Here is a 14,015-nt window from a genome sequence, read left to right as displayed (position 1 = left end):
AATCATGCTCTCCCGAACAGGCCATAGGGACGGACCAGGATCACTGCGGCCATCGCCCCGTAGATCATCAGGCTGGCGCCTTGCGGCCAGAGGCTGGTCATCATGCTTTGCACCACGCCGACCAGCAGTCCACCCACCAGCGCGCCGCCGAACGAACCCATGCCGCCGATCACCACCACTACGAAGGCGATGCCGAGGATCTCCGGGCCGACGAAGGGCTGGGCACCGCGCAACGGCGCGAACAGCACCCCGGCGACACCGGCCAGGCCCACACCGAGGGCGAAGGTCAGGGAGAACAGGCGGAAGATGTTGGTGCCCAGCAGCGACACGGTTTCGGTGCTTTCACTGCCGGCGCGTACCAGGGCACCGAAGCGCGTGCGTTCGAGCAGCAGCCACAAGGCCAGGCCGATCAGCGCGGCGAAGCCGATCAGGAACAGGCGGTAGTAGGGGTAGATGAAGTCGCCCAGGATCACCACGCCACGGAGCTCCGGCGGTACGGCGATGTTCTTGCCCACCGGCCCCCAGATCAGGACCGAGGCTTCCTGGATGATCAGGGCGATGCCCAGGGTGACCAGGATCTGGAAGGTGTGCGGCAGATGGTAGATGCGCTTGATCAGCAGGCGCTCCACCGCCCAGGCCAGCACTGCCACGACCAGCGGGGCGATCAGCAATGCCAGCCAGAAGTTGCCGGTCAGGGCCACGGCGGTGTAGCACAGGTAGGCGCCGAGCAGGAAGAACGCGCCGTGGGCGAAGTTGACGAAGTTCAGCAGGCCGAAAATGATCGTCAGGCCTACGGCGATGAGGAAGTAGATCATCCCCAGGCCCAGGCCGTTGAGCAGTTGGAACAGGTACAATTCGAGCATGAGCGTGCCCTCGACAGCGCGCGGCGCGGCTGCCTGTACAGGTGTGTTTGACTGGCGGCGCGGCCTCAGGCCAGGGCGCAACCGGTGTGATCGACCTCAACGAACGAGCGGCCCGAACTGATGACTTCAGCCAGGTCGTCCTCGTCGCGCAACTGACCCTGGGGCTTGCCGCGCAGCAGGTAGTAGTCCTTGAGCACCTGGTGGTCGCCAGGGCGGATCAGCTCTTCGCCGGTCGGGCCCTGGAAGCGCATGCCCTGCAAGGCCCTGGCGACGCTGGCGCCGTCGAAGGTGCCAGCCTGGACGATGGCGTCGAGCATGACCTTGGTGCCGATGTAGTCGGCGGCCAGCGGATAGTTAGGGTTGATTCCATAGGCCTTCTGCGTGGCGGCGACCAGCGCCTTGTTCAGCGGCGTATCCACCTGATGCCAGTACTGGGCGCCCAGGTAGACCCCTTCGAGCACATCGCTGCCCAGCTCCTGGAACTGGTCGAGCCCTGCCGACCAGACCAGCAGCACCTTCATCCGCTCCTTGATTCCGAAGTTGACTGCCTGGCGCAGGGCGTTGGACGACTGGCTACCGAAGTTCAGCAGCACCAGCACGTCGGGCTTGGCGGCGATGGCATTGGTCAGGTACCCGGAGAACTCCTGTTCCTGCAGCGAGTGGTAGCTGTTGCCGATGTGCTCGACACCGAACTCGGCAAAAACCTTGCGCGCATTGTCCAGCAGCGCATCGCCGAACACGTATTGCGGGGTGATGGTGTACCAGCGCTTGGCTTGCGGCAGCTGGCGGATCATCGGCACCAGGGTTTCGCGAATCGCGCCGTAGGTCGGCACCGACCAGCGGAATGTCGAGAGATTGCAATCTTTGCCGGTGATCTCGTCGGCGCCGACCGGGGTCATGAATACGCCGCCGGCCTTGTTGATTTCCTTGGACACGGCCAGGGCGGAGGAAGACAGGGTGCAGCCCTGGAAGAATCTCGCACCGTCCTGGCCGATGGCTTCCTGGACCTTGCGCACGGCCTTGCCGGCATTGCCTTCGGTGTCGATGACCTTGTACTGCAGCGACCGCCCCAGCAGTTGCGGATGCTCGGCGATGGCCAGGCGCGAGCCCATGTCGGCGTACTTGCCGTAGCTGGCGAAGGCGCCGGACATCGACTTGAGCCCGTAGAAGACCAGCGGCTGTTCGGCGAATGCCCGCTGCGCTCCCAGGGGGAGACTGCCGAGGGCACCCAGGGCAAGACCTGCCTTGAGCAGGGTACGTCTTTGCATGGATAACTCCTTGATTCTGGTTATTAGGCAGGAGTGGCAATGGCAAAGCGGGTACGGCGGGGCCTGTAGGCAGGCCTCTGTGCAGGCTGGATCAGTGGTGGTGCTCGAACTCCAGCAGGAAGTTGCGTTCGACCTCGCCCTCCAGCGCGGTCATGTGATGTTCGGCGTCGCACATGTGCTCGTGCATCAGCCGGCGCACGGCCTTTTCATCGCTGGCGCGCAGGGCGACCAGCAGTTGCTTGTGGTAGTCGATGTTGGCCGCGGCGAACTGCTGGCGCTTGGGCAGGTAGGCCTTCTTCAGTACCACCAGGTCGCGCAGCAGGTCGTTGAGGAACACCGCCATGAAGCGCAGCAGCGGATTGGGGCAGCGGCGTGCCAGCAAGGTGTGGAACTCGATTTCCGCCAGGCGCTGTTCGCGCTGGCCCTGCTCGCTGTCTTCCGGGGTGCTGCAGAAGTCGATGTTGGCCTGCAGTGCGGCATAGTCGGCGTCGCTGAGCTGCCCCATCACGGCCACTGCCAACTCGACCTCGATGACCTTGCGCAACTGGTAGACCTGTTCGCCGTCCAGATGCTGGAAGTGCAGGTAGTTGCGCAACGCGCGACTGGCCGGCTCGGTGCCCACTTCAGCGAGATAGGCCCCGCCGGTCGGGCCGGTGCGGGTGTTGACCAGCCCTTCGACCTCCAGGGCCTTGAGCGCCTCGCGGGCGGTCCCTTTGGAGCACTCGAAGTGCTCCATCAGCTCGCGTTCGGTGGGCAGGCGATCACCGGGGCGCAAGGCTTCGGTGACGATCGAGCGCTTGACCGATTCGACGATCAGGTCCGAGAGCTTCTGGCGCTTGCGTTTGGGCTTGAGCATTTCGCTATTTTTCATATTTATGCGGATAAATAGGATTTAGCGAGTTTTGTCGGGCAGGGTCAATGGTGGCGGGGGAGAGGGGTCGCAAATGGAGCTAAAGGGTCGGGGAGGGATAAGCGGGCCTTGCCCAGGAATCTGAAAACTGGCCCCCTCCTGCACTGGGGGGAGCCAGTTGTCGGCAATCAGCCTTGTCGGCCAGGACCCTGCTCGAGGTGGGCCTGGCTGCAGTACCAGTCCTTGCCGAGCTTGAGCGCCCGGTCGTTGGGCAGGTGTACGCCGCAATGGGCGCAGCGCACCATGGTCAAGGGGTCTTCGAGGCGTGACTCGGGGCGTGATTGCTGGCTGATCTTGAATTTGCGCCACAGCCAGAACGCGGCGGCGATCAGGGCGATCCAGAAGAGTAGACGAACCATGGTGTCCAGCTTGTCGTGAATGAAGAGGCCACAGTCTAGGACGCGGCCATGAAAAAAGGGAGGCCTGGGCCTCCCTTTCTGTCGTTGCGCGATCTGTCAGTCGAACAGACCGAAGGTCAGGTAGCTGAACCAGGAACGATCCTCTTCGGCTTCCTTGGGGCCAGCCGGCAGGATCGGATCGCCGTTCTCGTCCTTGGGCAGCAGGTCGGCCGGCATTTCCGAGCGGGCGTCCTTGAACTGACGGACCACGTCCTGGTTGGCGCGGGTTTCACCCGGTGGCAGCGGGGTGTCGGTCTCGATCAGGCCCAGGGTAGCCTTGGACAGCCAGGAGCGACCGTCGGACTCGCTCTGCTTGGGTACGAACTGACCGTCGACCAGGCTCGGGTGGTTCGGGTAGTTGAGCTTGAGGGTTTCCAGGCTGGTGGCGGCCAGGTCGTCCAGGTGCATTTTCTGGTAGGCCTCGGTCATCACGGCCAGGCCGTCGGCAACCGATGGCGTTTCCTGGAAGTTCTCCACCACGTAGCGGCCACGGTTGGCGGCGGCAACGTAAGCCTCGCGGCTCAGGTAGTAGTCGGCGACGTGGATTTCGTAGGAGGCCAGCAGGTTGCGCAGGTAGATCATGCGCTGCTTGGCGTCCGGGGCGTAGCGGCTGTTGGGGAAGCGGCTGGTGAGCTGGGCGAACTCGTTGTACGAGTCGCGCGCCGCGCCCGGGTCACGCTTGGTCATGTCCAGCGGCAGGAAGCGCGCCAGCAGGCCGCGGTCCTGGTCGAACGAGGTCAGGCCTTTCAGATAATAGGCGTAGTCGACGTTCGGGTGCTGCGGGTGCAGGCGGATGAAGCGTTCGGCAGCAGACTTGGCGGCCTCCGGCTCGGTGTTCTTGTAGTTGGCGTAGATCAGCTCGAGCTGGGCCTGGTCGGCGTAGCGGCCGAACGGGTAGCGCGATTCCAGGGCCTTGAGCTTGTTCACGGCACTGGTGTAGCTGTGGTTGTCCAGGTCGGCCTGCGCCTGCTGGTACAACTCGGCTTCGCTGAGGTTCTCGTCAATGACTTCCTTGTTCGAGGAACAGGCAGCAGTGAGCCCGAGGATGGCGATCAGCAGCAGGTGTTTCACTTGCATGGCGGCTTGCGTCCTTTGACGGCCGCTGTCTTGGGCGGTGCCGTCCTGTTATGATGAGCGCCCCCGGCCAACCCCGGGGCAAAAGAAGCCGTATTTAACCACAAGCACGCAGCTGAAACCAAAGGCTGTAAGCCCATCGATTCGAGCATGTCCGAGATCATTCAACTTAGTGCAGAGGTCCCGTCCGAGCTGGGCGGCCAACGCCTCGACCAGGTCGCCGCCCAATTGTTCGACGAGTACTCGCGTTCGCGCCTGACTTCGTGGATCAAGGAAGGCCGCTTGACCGTCGATGGTGCGGTGCTGCGCCCGCGCGATACCGTCCACACCGGCTCCGTTCTCGCCCTGGAGGCCGAACAGGAGGCCCAGGGTGAATGGGAGGCAGAGGAGATCGATCTGGACATCGTCTATGAAGACGACCAGATCCTGGTGATCAACAAGCCTGCCGGGCTGGTGGTCCACCCGGCTGTCGGGCATGCCAGCGGGACCCTGCTCAACGCCTTGCTGCACCATGTGCCGGACATCATCAACGTGCCGCGCGCCGGCATCGTCCACCGCCTGGACAAGGACACCACCGGTCTGATGGTGGTCGCCAAGACGCTGCAGGCGCAGACCAACCTCGTCGACCAACTGCAGAAGCGCTCGGTCAGCCGCATCTATGAATGCATCGTGGTTGGCGTGGTGACGGCCGGTGGCAAGATCGACGCACCGATCGGTCGCCACGGCGGCATGCGTCAGCGCATGGCGGTCACCGATGGCGGCAAGCCGGCGGTCAGCCACTATCGCGTGCTCAAGCGCTTCCGCTCGCACACCCATGTGCGGGTCAAGCTGGAGACCGGGCGTACCCACCAGATTCGTGTGCACATGGCCCATGTCGGTTTCCCGCTGGTGGGTGACCAGACCTACGGCGGTCGCTTCCGCATCCCGCCGGCGGCCAGCGTGGCCATGGTCGAGGCGGTCAAGCATTTCCCGCGTCAGGCGCTGCACGCACGCTTCCTGGCGCTGGACCATCCGACGACCGGTGAGCGCATGGAGTGGAAATCGCCCTTGCCGGACGACTTCATGTGGCTGCTGTCGCTGCTCGACCAGGACCGCGAGAGCTTCATCGGATGAGCGAGCTGACGCAATCGCTGATCTTCCCCGACTGGCCGGCCCCGGCCTCGGTTCGCGCTTGCGTCACCACGCGTGAGGGCGGCGTCAGCCTGCCGCCCTACGACACCTTCAACCTGGGTGACCACGTGGGCGACGACCCTGCGGCGGTTGCCGAGAATCGCCGCCGCCTGGGCGATGAATTCGCTATCCAGCCGGCCTGGCTCAAGCAAGTGCATGGCCTGGTCGTGGCCGACGCCGATCCGGCCGTGGTGGCCGAAGCGGATGCCAGCTGGACCGACCAGCCTGGTATCGCCTGTACCGTGATGACCGCCGATTGCCTGCCCGCGCTGTTCTGCGATCGTGCCGGCACGCGTGTGGCGGCCGCCCATGCGGGCTGGCGCGGGCTGGCCGGTGGCGTGCTGGAAGCCACCCTTGATCGTCTGGCGCTGGCACCTGAACAGGTGCTGGTGTGGCTGGGCCCTGCCATCGGCCCGCAAGCGTTCGAGGTGGGCCTGGAAGTGCGCGATGCTTTCACCGCCGTGCATCCGGAGGCTGCCAGTGCCTTCGTCGCGGGCGAGCGCCCCGACAAGCTGATCGCCGACATCTATGCCCTGGCGCGTATCCGTCTGGCCGCGCGCGGCGTGACGGCCGTGTATGGCGGCGGTTTCTGCACGGTCAGCGATCCGCGTTTCTTCTCCTATCGACGCACCCCACAGGGCGGGCGTTTCGCCTCGCTGGTCTGGGTCGAACCTCGCTGAGCCTTTGCGCCCTTGCCGGGGCGGTCTGTGCTATGCCGTGCAATAGATCTCACTGATGTCCATCAGTGTTGTTGCTTTTTGTCGTAGTCTTTTCCCTCTCAAGCGTTTCGATTTTCTTCAAATGCGCCGCAATAGCCGTTAGTCTCGCAACAATCCGTACCGCCGTGATCTTCCAACCAGAACGAGTCGGCCATGACAGATTTGTCCCGTACGCATGGAGTCGCCAGCCAGGCCCTGGGTCTGCTGGACGGGCGTTTCTTCCGGCCACCGCTGCCGGACGGGCATGTGCTGCGCGCGCGCTTGTGCCAGCGTCTCGAAGCGGGTCTGGATGGGCGGCTGCTGCTGGTCAACGCACCGGCGGGGTTCGGCAAGAGTTCGCTGGCCATCGAGTTCTGCCAGCAGTTGCCCAGCCACTGGCGCAGCCTCTGGTTGGGCCTGAGCCAGCGCGATGCCGACCCCGGTCGTTTCCTCGAGCGTCTGCTCGAAGGCTTGCAGCAGTTCTGCCCGGCGTTGGGTGGTCAGGCCATGGGCTTGCTGAAGATGCGCCAGCGCCATCAGCCATTCGCCTTCGAAGAATGGCTCGACAGCCTGCTCGACGAGCTGGCGCTCTACCTGAATAGCGATACGCCGCTGCTGCTGGTGCTGGATGACTACCATCTTGCCCAGGGGCCGGTTCTCGATCGCTGCCTGCAGTTCTTCCTCAACCATTTGCCGCCGGGTCTGGCATTGCTGGTCACCAGCCGTCAGCGCCCCGACTGGCATCTGGCGCGGCTACGCCTGTCGCGCCAGTTGGCCGAACTCAACGAACAAGACTTGCGCCTGACCTCCGACGAAGCCCTCGCCGTGATTGGCCGCCAGCCCACCGGCCTGCGTGGTCAGGCGCTGGACAACCTGATCCAGCGCAGCGACGGCTGGGTCGCCGGGCTGCGTTTCTGGCAACTGGCGACCAGCGAGTCTGGCGAGGACCATGCCTTGCCCCAGGCGCTGCACGGTGGTGAAGGGTTGATCCGCGATTACCTGCTCGAAGAGGTCATCGAGATCCTGCCGGTAGAAGTCCAGGCCTTCCTCTATGACACCGCCTGCCAGGAGCGCTTCTGCATCGAACTGTGCGACGCCCTGCGCGAGCGCGAGGACAGCGCGGCCATCCTGCGTTACCTGCAGGCTCACCAGGTGTTCCTGGTGCCGCTGGATGAGCACGGTCGCTGGTTCCGGTATCACCACCTGTTCTCCGACCTGCTGCGCAGTCGCCAGGCCAGCGAGCCTTCGGCGGCGCTGCATCTGCGTGCCTGTCGCTGGTTCGAGCGCCAGGGGCTGCTCGACGAAGCGGTGGAGCAAGCCTTGCGTGCGGGTTCTCTGGATGTCGCCGCCGATCTGGTGCAGAGCCTTTCCGAAGAGCAACTGCTGGCCGAACAGAACGTCGGCATGCTGTTGCGCTGGAAGATGGACCTGCCTGACAGCCTGCTGATCAGTACGCCACGCTTGATCGTGCTGTACAGCTGGGCACTGGGCCTGGCCTGCCAGTTGGATGCTGCCGAAGAACTGGCGGCCTATCTCAGCCGTTTCCTCCCAGCGCCCTCGGCGACCGCCCAGAAATCCATGCTCGCCCAGTGGCTGGCGCTCAGCGGCGTGATCGCGCGCGGCCGCGGCGATCGCGAGCGCACCCTGGCCTACTGCGAGGAGGCCCTGCAGAGCCTGCCCTGCAAGCGCTATGGCCAGCGTCTGGTGTGCCTGTCGACGCTGTCCAACCTGGCCATTGCCGACGGTGACTTCTGGCGGGCGCGGGGCTGGAACCGTGAGGCGCTGGAGTTGGCCCAGCGTGTTGGCAATCCATTGTTCGAGGCCCTGGCCCATTACGATCGCGCCAGGGTATTGCACGCCCGCGGCGAGGTGTTGCGCGCCCTGGACGAGGTGCGTCAGGGGTTGCAGCGTCTGCAGGGGTTGTCGGGGCAGCGCCTGTACGCCGTGCGCGCCCGCTTGATTCTCTACGAAGGCTACCTGTATGCCTCGCGCCTGCAACCAGGCCAGGGGCGGGCGCGGTTGCGCGCCGGGCTGAGCGAAGCGCGGGCGTGCCGTGATATCAGTGTGCTGATCGGCCATTGCGTGATCGCCTCGCTGGAGGGGCGCGACGGGCGCTTCGCCGAGGCCTTTGCGGAGCTCGCCGAGGCCGAGCGGCTGATGCACATCTGGGACGTGCCGCCGATCTTCTACCTGGCCATGATCACGCTGGTGAAGTGCGAACTCTGGCTGGCCCAGGGCCGCACCGACCTTGCCGAGTCCTGGCTGCTGCGCCTGGGGCAGACCTACGGCGGAGAGCAACCGGCCGCTGCACCGGAATTTCATCCATTGCTGCCACTGCATATCGAGCTGCAACAAGCGTTGCTGGAGCGCACCCTGGCACGACCGGAGCCCGCCGAGCAGCGCCTGCGGGCACTGGTGGCACAGGGGGAGGCCAGTGGTGGAATGATGCTGGCGGTCAGCGCGCTGTGTCAGTTGGTTGATCTGTTGCTGGCGCAGGGGCGCGAACAGGAAGCGGGCAAGTTGCTGGCCAAAGCACTCGAGGCTGCGCGTGGCGGGGCATTGCACGCTTTCCAGCGGCTGCTGGAGGAGCGCCCGATATGGTTGCGCGAGCAGCTCGCGGCAAGCCCTGCGTGCCCGGCACAGGCCGAACTGCTGGCACGCCTGCCACAAACCCAGCCTGTCAGCATGGCCAACAATGAGGCGCTCAGTGGCCGTGAGCTGGCGGTACTGGAACTGATCGCGCAAGGCTGCTCCAACCAGCAGATCAGCGAGCGCCTGTTCATCTCCCTGCATACCGTCAAGACCCACGCCAGCCATATCAACAGCAAGCTGGGCGTGGAGCGCCGCACGCAAGCAGTGGCACGGGCCAAGTCGCTGGGCCTGCTGGTCTAGAAAGCGCCTTGCAGTTAAAATGATGGCTAGTTGCCACTATCTCGTCATGCGCTGACTTCCCGGTCTCATCTTTCCCGCCGCCCGGCCGATACAGCATTCGCCGGGCCCAGTCGCCGCAGGCCTTTTTCCACTTCTTCTCAATACAGGTCGTGTTGATGCTGCAGTATGGGCAAAAAAGCTTTCTGATCGTCGACGACTTCACCGACTTTCGCACCTCGACGCGCTCCATGCTGCGCGAGTTGGGTGTGCGCGACGTGGATACTGCCGACAGCGGCGAGCAGGCCCTGCGCATGTGCGCGCAGAAGCGCTATGACTTCATCCTCCAGGACTTCCACCTGGGCGATGGCAAGAAGAATGGTCAGCAGGTGCTCGAGGACCTGCTGCTGGACAAGCTCATCAGCCATGAATGCGTGTTCATCATGGTCACGGCCGAAAGCAGCCAGTCGATTGTCCTCAGCGCCATCGAGCATGAACCGGATGCCTATCTGACCAAGCCGTTCAACCGCCTGGGCCTGGCGCAGCGCCTGGAAAAGCTGGTGCAGCGCAAGACCTTGCTCAAGCCGATTCTCCAGGCGCTGGACCGTGGGCGCCCGGCCGAGGTGCTGGCGGCCTGCGCCGAGCTGTGCAAGCAGGATCCGCGTTTCGCGCCGTTGTGCCTGCGCTACCGGGCCGATGCACTGCGCGACCTCAATCGCTTCGACGACCTGGAAAAGTTTCTCACCAACATTCTGGCCAGCCGCCCGCAGCCTTGGGTGTATGCGGCGCTGGGCAGCCTGATGCACAAGCGTGGCCAGTACGAACAGGCCCAGGGCGTCTATGAGCAGGCGCTCAAGGCCTTCCCGATCATGCCAGGGCTTTACGACGGGCTGGCTGAAGTGCTGGTGGCCAAGGGCGACAACAAGCGCGCCCAGCACATGCTCGAGGAAGCCGTGCGCCTGTCACCGCTGGCGGTACGGCGCCAGGCGGCGCTGGGCAAGCTGGCCTTGGACAACGAAGACTACGAAGGCGCATCCAAGGCCTACCGGCACGCCGTGAGCCAGGGGCAGAGCTCGCGCTACAAGAGCGCCGAGAGCAACCTGGGCCTGGTCCAGGCGCTGATGAACAAGAACGCCGGCAATGGCCTCGATGCGCGTACGCGGGTCGAGATCAATACCGTGCTCAGCGAAGTTGCCAAGGAACACACCGAAGACCAGGGCCTGCAAGTTCGCGCCCGCCTGATGAAGGCTGCCAGCCTGCAGCAGGCCGGCGATGCGGAAACCGCGGCCAAGCTCACCGAGCAGGCCATGCAGCGTCTGGAAAAGATGGATCAGTTCTTCTCGGTCGATGCCGCGCTGACCGTGGCCAAGCAGCTCAAGGACCTGGGGCAGGAGTCGGCCGGGACTTCGATTCTCAAGGGGTGCGTGGAAACCTACGGGGATGACCCGAAAGTCATGCAGAGCGTGGCCAAGGTCACCGACGATCCGACGGTGCTCGGAGCCGTCACCGAGGCTGTCGACCTCAACCGCCAAGGGGTGCGCAGCTATCAGGGCGGCCAGTTGAACGAGGCCCTGGAGATGTTTCGCAAGGCCCTGTCGCTGCAACCGAAGAACATCAGCATTGCCCTCAATACCGCCCAGGCGCTGCTGCGTATCGGCGGCGAAAGTCCGTCGGAGTCGCTTATGCAGGAATGTCGCAACTGCCTGAACAGCGTGGCTGGCATCCCCGCCAGCGACAGCCGTTTCGACCGCTACCGCAAGCTGCACGTGCGGGTGTTCGGCGCATGAGCCGGGATGAGCAGGGGCTGGATTTCTCGACGGTGATCGCCTCCACCGTGCACGACATGAAGAACTCGCTCTCGGCGCTGATCCAGGCCCACGATCAGTGGCTGGCGCGTTTGCCCGAACAGGCCCGCAGTGGCAGCGAACAAGGGGTGATGGAGCATGAGTTCCGCCACCTCAACGGGATGCTGGTGCAATTGCTGGGGTTGTACAAGCTGGGCATCAACCAGTTGCCGATCTGCCCCGACTACCACGAGCTCGAGGATTTCGTCGAAGCCCAGTTGGCGGCGCATCAGGAAGTCATCCGCCACCGCGACGTGCTGGCGACCTGGCGCATCGACACCGAAAGCCCGCTGGGCTTCTTCGACCGCGAACTGGTCGCCTCGGTGGTCGCCAACGTACTGACCAACGCCATTCGCTATGCCGGGCATACGTTGCTGATCAGTATCGAGGAGGAGGGCGAGCAGTTGGTGATCAGCGTCAACGATGATGGTCCCGGTTATCCACAGCGCATGCTCGAGCGACAGCAGGACTACGTGCAGGGCATCGACCAGCAGAGCGGCAGCACCGGCCTTGGCCTGTACTTCGCCGCCAGGATCGCCGCCCTGCACGAGCGCAACGGCGTACGCGGGCGGATCGAAATCGCCAACGGTGGTGCGCTGGGTGGCGGGTTGTTCAGGTTGTATTTGCCTTGACTCTGGCTGTTTGAGTGTCACTTCCCACTGCGTTGTGGGATAGCTCCTGACCTCGGTTTCATGACTTCAGAAGCAGCGCTTCAGATGACAATGTAGACACGTTGTTTCTACAAGTTACTTGCAATCATCTGGAGGGTTTCTACTATGTATCTACCTTTGGAGATACTTATGGAAGTCAAGATTCAACAATGGGGCAACAGTGCTGCCATTCGCCTGCCATCGACCATTCTCAAGCAGATGCGCCTGAGCGTGGGCTCCGTCCTCTGCCTGGATACCGCCACCGGGTCGCTGGTTTTCAAGCCCGTCCGATCAAAACCCAAGTACAAGCTTGAGGATCTGATGGCCCAGTGCGATCTCGATGCACCTGAGCCGGATGAGCTCGCGGCGTGGAACGCCATTCGTCCTGTCGGTCGTGAGGTATGAGGCGGGCGGGATTCGCCAGGGGCGATATTGTGCGAGTCGATCTTGAGCCTGTGGTCGGTCGCGAGCAGCAAGGTGCGATGCGCCAGGTGCTTGTACTGACGCCGGCTGCCTACAATACCGCGGGCCTGGCCGTGGTCGTCCCGATTACTCAAGGTGGGGATTTCACCCGGCATGCCGGGTTTGCAGTCACGCTCAGCGGGGCAGGTACGCGAACCCAGGGCGTGGTGTTGTGCAACCAGTTGCGTACGATGGATCTCGAGGCGTCTGGTGCCCGGCGTATCGAGTCTGTTCCCGACGCCGTCATCGATGATGCGCTGGCGCGCGTACAAACCTTATTCGAATGAGCGTGAAGTCGCTTGGAGCTGGACTCCCATGACCCATATCCCTGTATCGCTGATCCGCGAAACCTTCCCCGTAGGCCCCCTGCAATGCAACTGCACGCTGATCGGCGACCCGGTCAGCAAGAAGGCCATCGTCGTCGACCCCGGTGGCGACGAGCAGAAGATTCTCGCACGCCTGCAACAGCATGGCCTGACGCTGGTGAGCATCATCCATACCCACGCCCATTTCGATCATTTCCTGGCCTCCGGCAGGCTCAAGGAGCTGACCGGTGCGACCTTGCACCTGCACAAGGACGACCAGCCGCTGTGGGACAACCTGGAGATGCAGTGCCAGATGTTCGGTGTGCCCTACACGCCCGTCCCTTCCCCCGACCGCTGGCTCGCCGATGACGAGGCGCTGGCCTGCGGCTGTGGCGTGGCGCTGCACACACCCGGGCATACGCCGGGCTCGATGAGTTTCTGGTTTGCCGAACACAAGCTGCTGATCGCCGGCGACACTCTGTTCCGGCGTGGCGTGGGGCGCACCGATTTGTGGGGGGGCGATCAACGGGCTATCGTTCGTTCCATCAAGGAGCGGCTGTACCGCCTGGATGAAGAGGCGATCGTGGTGACCGGCCATGGTCCGGACACTCGCCTCGGCGAAGAGATGCGTGAAAATCCGTTCGTGCGGGCATGAAGTTTCATGGAATTTTTCCGCGTCGCTGCAATCCAAGGCTGGCACTGATCCGTATACGATCCGCTGCACTTTCGAATTTCACCAGGAGCTTGTCCATGTTCACCATGCGTCGTCTGATTATCGTCGCTACCGCTGCTGCCCTGATGACCGGCTGTGCCGGCCAGAACCCCTACGACAACCAGGGCCAGGCGCAGGGCGGCTCCACAGGGATGAGCAAGACTGCCAAGTACGGTGGCCTGGGTGCACTGGCCGGTGCCATCGCCGGTGCGGCCATCGATCACAACAACCGTGGCAAGGGTGCGCTGATCGGCGCTGCTGCGGTAGGCGCCGCTGCCGCCGGTTATGGCTACTATGCCGACAAGCAGGAAGCCGAACTGCGCGCGCAGATGGCCAACACCGGTGTCGAAGTGCAGCGCCAGGGCGACCAGATCAAGCTGATCATGCCAGGTAACATCACCTTCGCTACCGATTCGGCGAACATCGCCCCAAGCTTCTACTCGCCGCTGAACAACCTCGCCAGCTCGTTCAAGCAGTTCAACCAGAACACCATCGAAGTGGTCGGCTTCACCGACAGCACCGGCAGCCGCCAGCACAACATGGACCTGTCGCAGCGTCGCGCGCAGGCCGTCAGCACCTACCTGACCTCGCAGGGCGTCGATGCGTCACGGGTGTCGGTTCGTGGCATGGGCCCGGACCAGCCGATCGCCAGCAACGCCGATGCCAATGGCCGGGCGCAGAACCGTCGCGTCGAGGTTAACCTGAAGCCGATCCCTGGCCAGCAGTATGACCAGCAGGGCACCGTTCAGCAGTATCCCTGACCTGTAACGCAGCCGCTTTGCGGCCCTGTCGC

At 63.9% G+C, this 14,015-nt stretch carries 14 protein-coding genes; 9 read left to right on the top strand and 5 right to left on the bottom strand.

Going from position 1 to position 14,015, the window contains the following annotated elements; translation table 11 throughout:
- Positions 1 to 2: 2 nt before the first annotated feature.
- From AC2CGW_RS23545 to AC2CGW_RS23525, 5 genes are all read right to left on the bottom strand, one after another.
- Complete coding sequence (locus AC2CGW_RS23545) at positions 3 to 863, bottom strand: branched-chain amino acid ABC transporter permease (RefSeq protein WP_411383775.1); 861 nt, start codon at positions 861 to 863, stop codon at positions 3 to 5.
- A gap of 65 nt (positions 864 to 928) precedes the next feature.
- Positions 929 to 2,131, bottom strand: coding sequence for an ABC transporter substrate-binding protein (locus AC2CGW_RS23540; protein WP_484574686.1), 1,203 nt, complete (start codon positions 2,129 to 2,131; stop codon positions 929 to 931).
- Between the two features lie 91 nt (positions 2,132 to 2,222).
- Positions 2,223 to 2,987: a FadR/GntR family transcriptional regulator gene (locus tag AC2CGW_RS23535; protein ID WP_186667599.1), complete on the bottom strand. Its 765-nt coding sequence runs from the start codon at positions 2,985 to 2,987 to the stop codon at positions 2,223 to 2,225.
- Between the two features lie 182 nt (positions 2,988 to 3,169).
- Positions 3,170 to 3,400, bottom strand: a complete 231-nt coding sequence (locus tag AC2CGW_RS23530; protein ID WP_484574685.1) for a PP0621 family protein — start codon at positions 3,398 to 3,400, stop codon at positions 3,170 to 3,172.
- Positions 3,401 to 3,496: 96 nt separating this feature from the next.
- Positions 3,497 to 4,516, bottom strand: coding sequence for an outer membrane protein assembly factor BamD (locus AC2CGW_RS23525; RefSeq protein ID WP_186667600.1), 1,020 nt, complete (start codon positions 4,514 to 4,516; stop codon positions 3,497 to 3,499).
- Between the two features lie 147 nt (positions 4,517 to 4,663).
- Between AC2CGW_RS23525 and rluD the strand changes: the two genes are divergently transcribed.
- The 9 genes from rluD (at position 4,664) to AC2CGW_RS23480 (ending at position 13,983) form a co-directional block, all read left to right on the top strand.
- On the top strand, positions 4,664 to 5,626 hold the full coding sequence (gene rluD / locus AC2CGW_RS23520; RefSeq protein WP_186667601.1) for a 23S rRNA pseudouridine(1911/1915/1917) synthase RluD: 963 nt from the start codon (positions 4,664 to 4,666) through the stop codon (positions 5,624 to 5,626).
- Positions 5,623 to 6,363 (top strand): peptidoglycan editing factor PgeF, encoded by a 741-nt coding sequence (pgeF, locus tag AC2CGW_RS23515; protein ID WP_484574684.1) that lies wholly within the window; start codon positions 5,623 to 5,625, stop codon positions 6,361 to 6,363. Before rluD ends, pgeF begins: the two co-directional genes overlap by 4 nt.
- Positions 6,364 to 6,555: 192 nt before the next feature.
- Positions 6,556 to 9,273: a winged helix-turn-helix domain-containing protein gene (locus tag AC2CGW_RS23510; protein WP_411383778.1), complete on the top strand. Its 2,718-nt coding sequence runs from the start codon at positions 6,556 to 6,558 to the stop codon at positions 9,271 to 9,273.
- A gap of 155 nt (positions 9,274 to 9,428) precedes the next feature.
- A complete protein-coding gene (locus AC2CGW_RS23505) occupies positions 9,429 to 11,036 on the top strand; it encodes a tetratricopeptide repeat-containing response regulator (protein WP_186721965.1) in 1,608 nt (535 codons plus the stop codon).
- Entirely contained in the window at positions 11,033 to 11,725 is a 693-nt protein-coding gene (locus AC2CGW_RS23500) for a sensor histidine kinase (RefSeq protein WP_484574683.1), read from the top strand. The genes AC2CGW_RS23505 and AC2CGW_RS23500 overlap by 4 nt, the downstream gene beginning before the upstream one ends.
- Before the next feature lie 168 nt (positions 11,726 to 11,893).
- Positions 11,894 to 12,148: an AbrB/MazE/SpoVT family DNA-binding domain-containing protein gene (locus AC2CGW_RS23495; protein ID WP_186667606.1), complete on the top strand. Its 255-nt coding sequence runs from the start codon at positions 11,894 to 11,896 to the stop codon at positions 12,146 to 12,148.
- A gap of 29 nt (positions 12,149 to 12,177) precedes the next feature.
- Positions 12,178 to 12,492, top strand: a complete 315-nt coding sequence (locus tag AC2CGW_RS23490; RefSeq protein WP_411383779.1) for a type II toxin-antitoxin system ChpB family toxin — start codon at positions 12,178 to 12,180, stop codon at positions 12,490 to 12,492.
- A 28-nt stretch (positions 12,493 to 12,520) separates the two neighbouring features.
- A complete protein-coding gene (locus AC2CGW_RS23485; protein ID WP_186667608.1) occupies positions 12,521 to 13,165 on the top strand; it encodes an MBL fold metallo-hydrolase in 645 nt (214 codons plus the stop codon).
- Positions 13,166 to 13,260: 95 nt separating this feature from the next.
- A complete protein-coding gene (locus tag AC2CGW_RS23480) occupies positions 13,261 to 13,983 on the top strand; it encodes a YiaD family glycine zipper/OmpA-like lipoprotein (protein ID WP_065863405.1) in 723 nt (240 codons plus the stop codon).
- Positions 13,984 to 14,015: the final 32 nt, after the last annotated feature.

Source organism: Pseudomonas sp. SYWMCR5 (assembly GCF_057197165.1).
Note: the sequence above shows the minus strand (reverse complement) of the source record. Positions and strands in the feature narration are given on the sequence as shown.

Excerpts from the sequence above, each read along its gene's own strand:
- AC2CGW_RS23505 (WP_186721965.1), top strand. The coding sequence starts at position 9,429 with ATGCTGCAGTATGGGCAAAAAAGCTTTCTGATCGTCGACGACTTCACC.
- rluD (WP_186667601.1), top strand. The coding sequence starts at position 4,664 with ATGTCCGAGATCATTCAACTTAGTGCAGAGGTCCCGTCCGAGCTGGGC.
- pgeF (WP_484574684.1), top strand. The coding sequence starts at position 5,623 with ATGAGCGAGCTGACGCAATCGCTGATCTTCCCCGACTGGCCGGCCCCG.
- AC2CGW_RS23495 (WP_186667606.1), top strand. The coding sequence starts at position 11,894 with ATGGAAGTCAAGATTCAACAATGGGGCAACAGTGCTGCCATTCGCCTG.
- AC2CGW_RS23540 (WP_484574686.1), bottom strand. The coding sequence starts at position 2,131 with ATGCAAAGACGTACCCTGCTCAAGGCAGGTCTTGCCCTGGGTGCCCTC.
- AC2CGW_RS23480 (WP_065863405.1), top strand. The coding sequence starts at position 13,261 with ATGTTCACCATGCGTCGTCTGATTATCGTCGCTACCGCTGCTGCCCTG.
- AC2CGW_RS23530 (WP_484574685.1), bottom strand. The coding sequence starts at position 3,400 with ATGGTTCGTCTACTCTTCTGGATCGCCCTGATCGCCGCCGCGTTCTGG.
- AC2CGW_RS23525 (WP_186667600.1), bottom strand. The coding sequence starts at position 4,516 with ATGCAAGTGAAACACCTGCTGCTGATCGCCATCCTCGGGCTCACTGCT.
- AC2CGW_RS23485 (WP_186667608.1), top strand. The coding sequence starts at position 12,521 with ATGACCCATATCCCTGTATCGCTGATCCGCGAAACCTTCCCCGTAGGC.
- AC2CGW_RS23500 (WP_484574683.1), top strand. The coding sequence starts at position 11,033 with ATGAGCCGGGATGAGCAGGGGCTGGATTTCTCGACGGTGATCGCCTCC.
- AC2CGW_RS23510 (WP_411383778.1), top strand. The coding sequence starts at position 6,556 with ATGACAGATTTGTCCCGTACGCATGGAGTCGCCAGCCAGGCCCTGGGT.
- AC2CGW_RS23535 (WP_186667599.1), bottom strand. The coding sequence starts at position 2,987 with ATGCTCAAGCCCAAACGCAAGCGCCAGAAGCTCTCGGACCTGATCGTC.
- AC2CGW_RS23545 (WP_411383775.1), bottom strand. The coding sequence starts at position 863 with ATGCTCGAATTGTACCTGTTCCAACTGCTCAACGGCCTGGGCCTGGGG.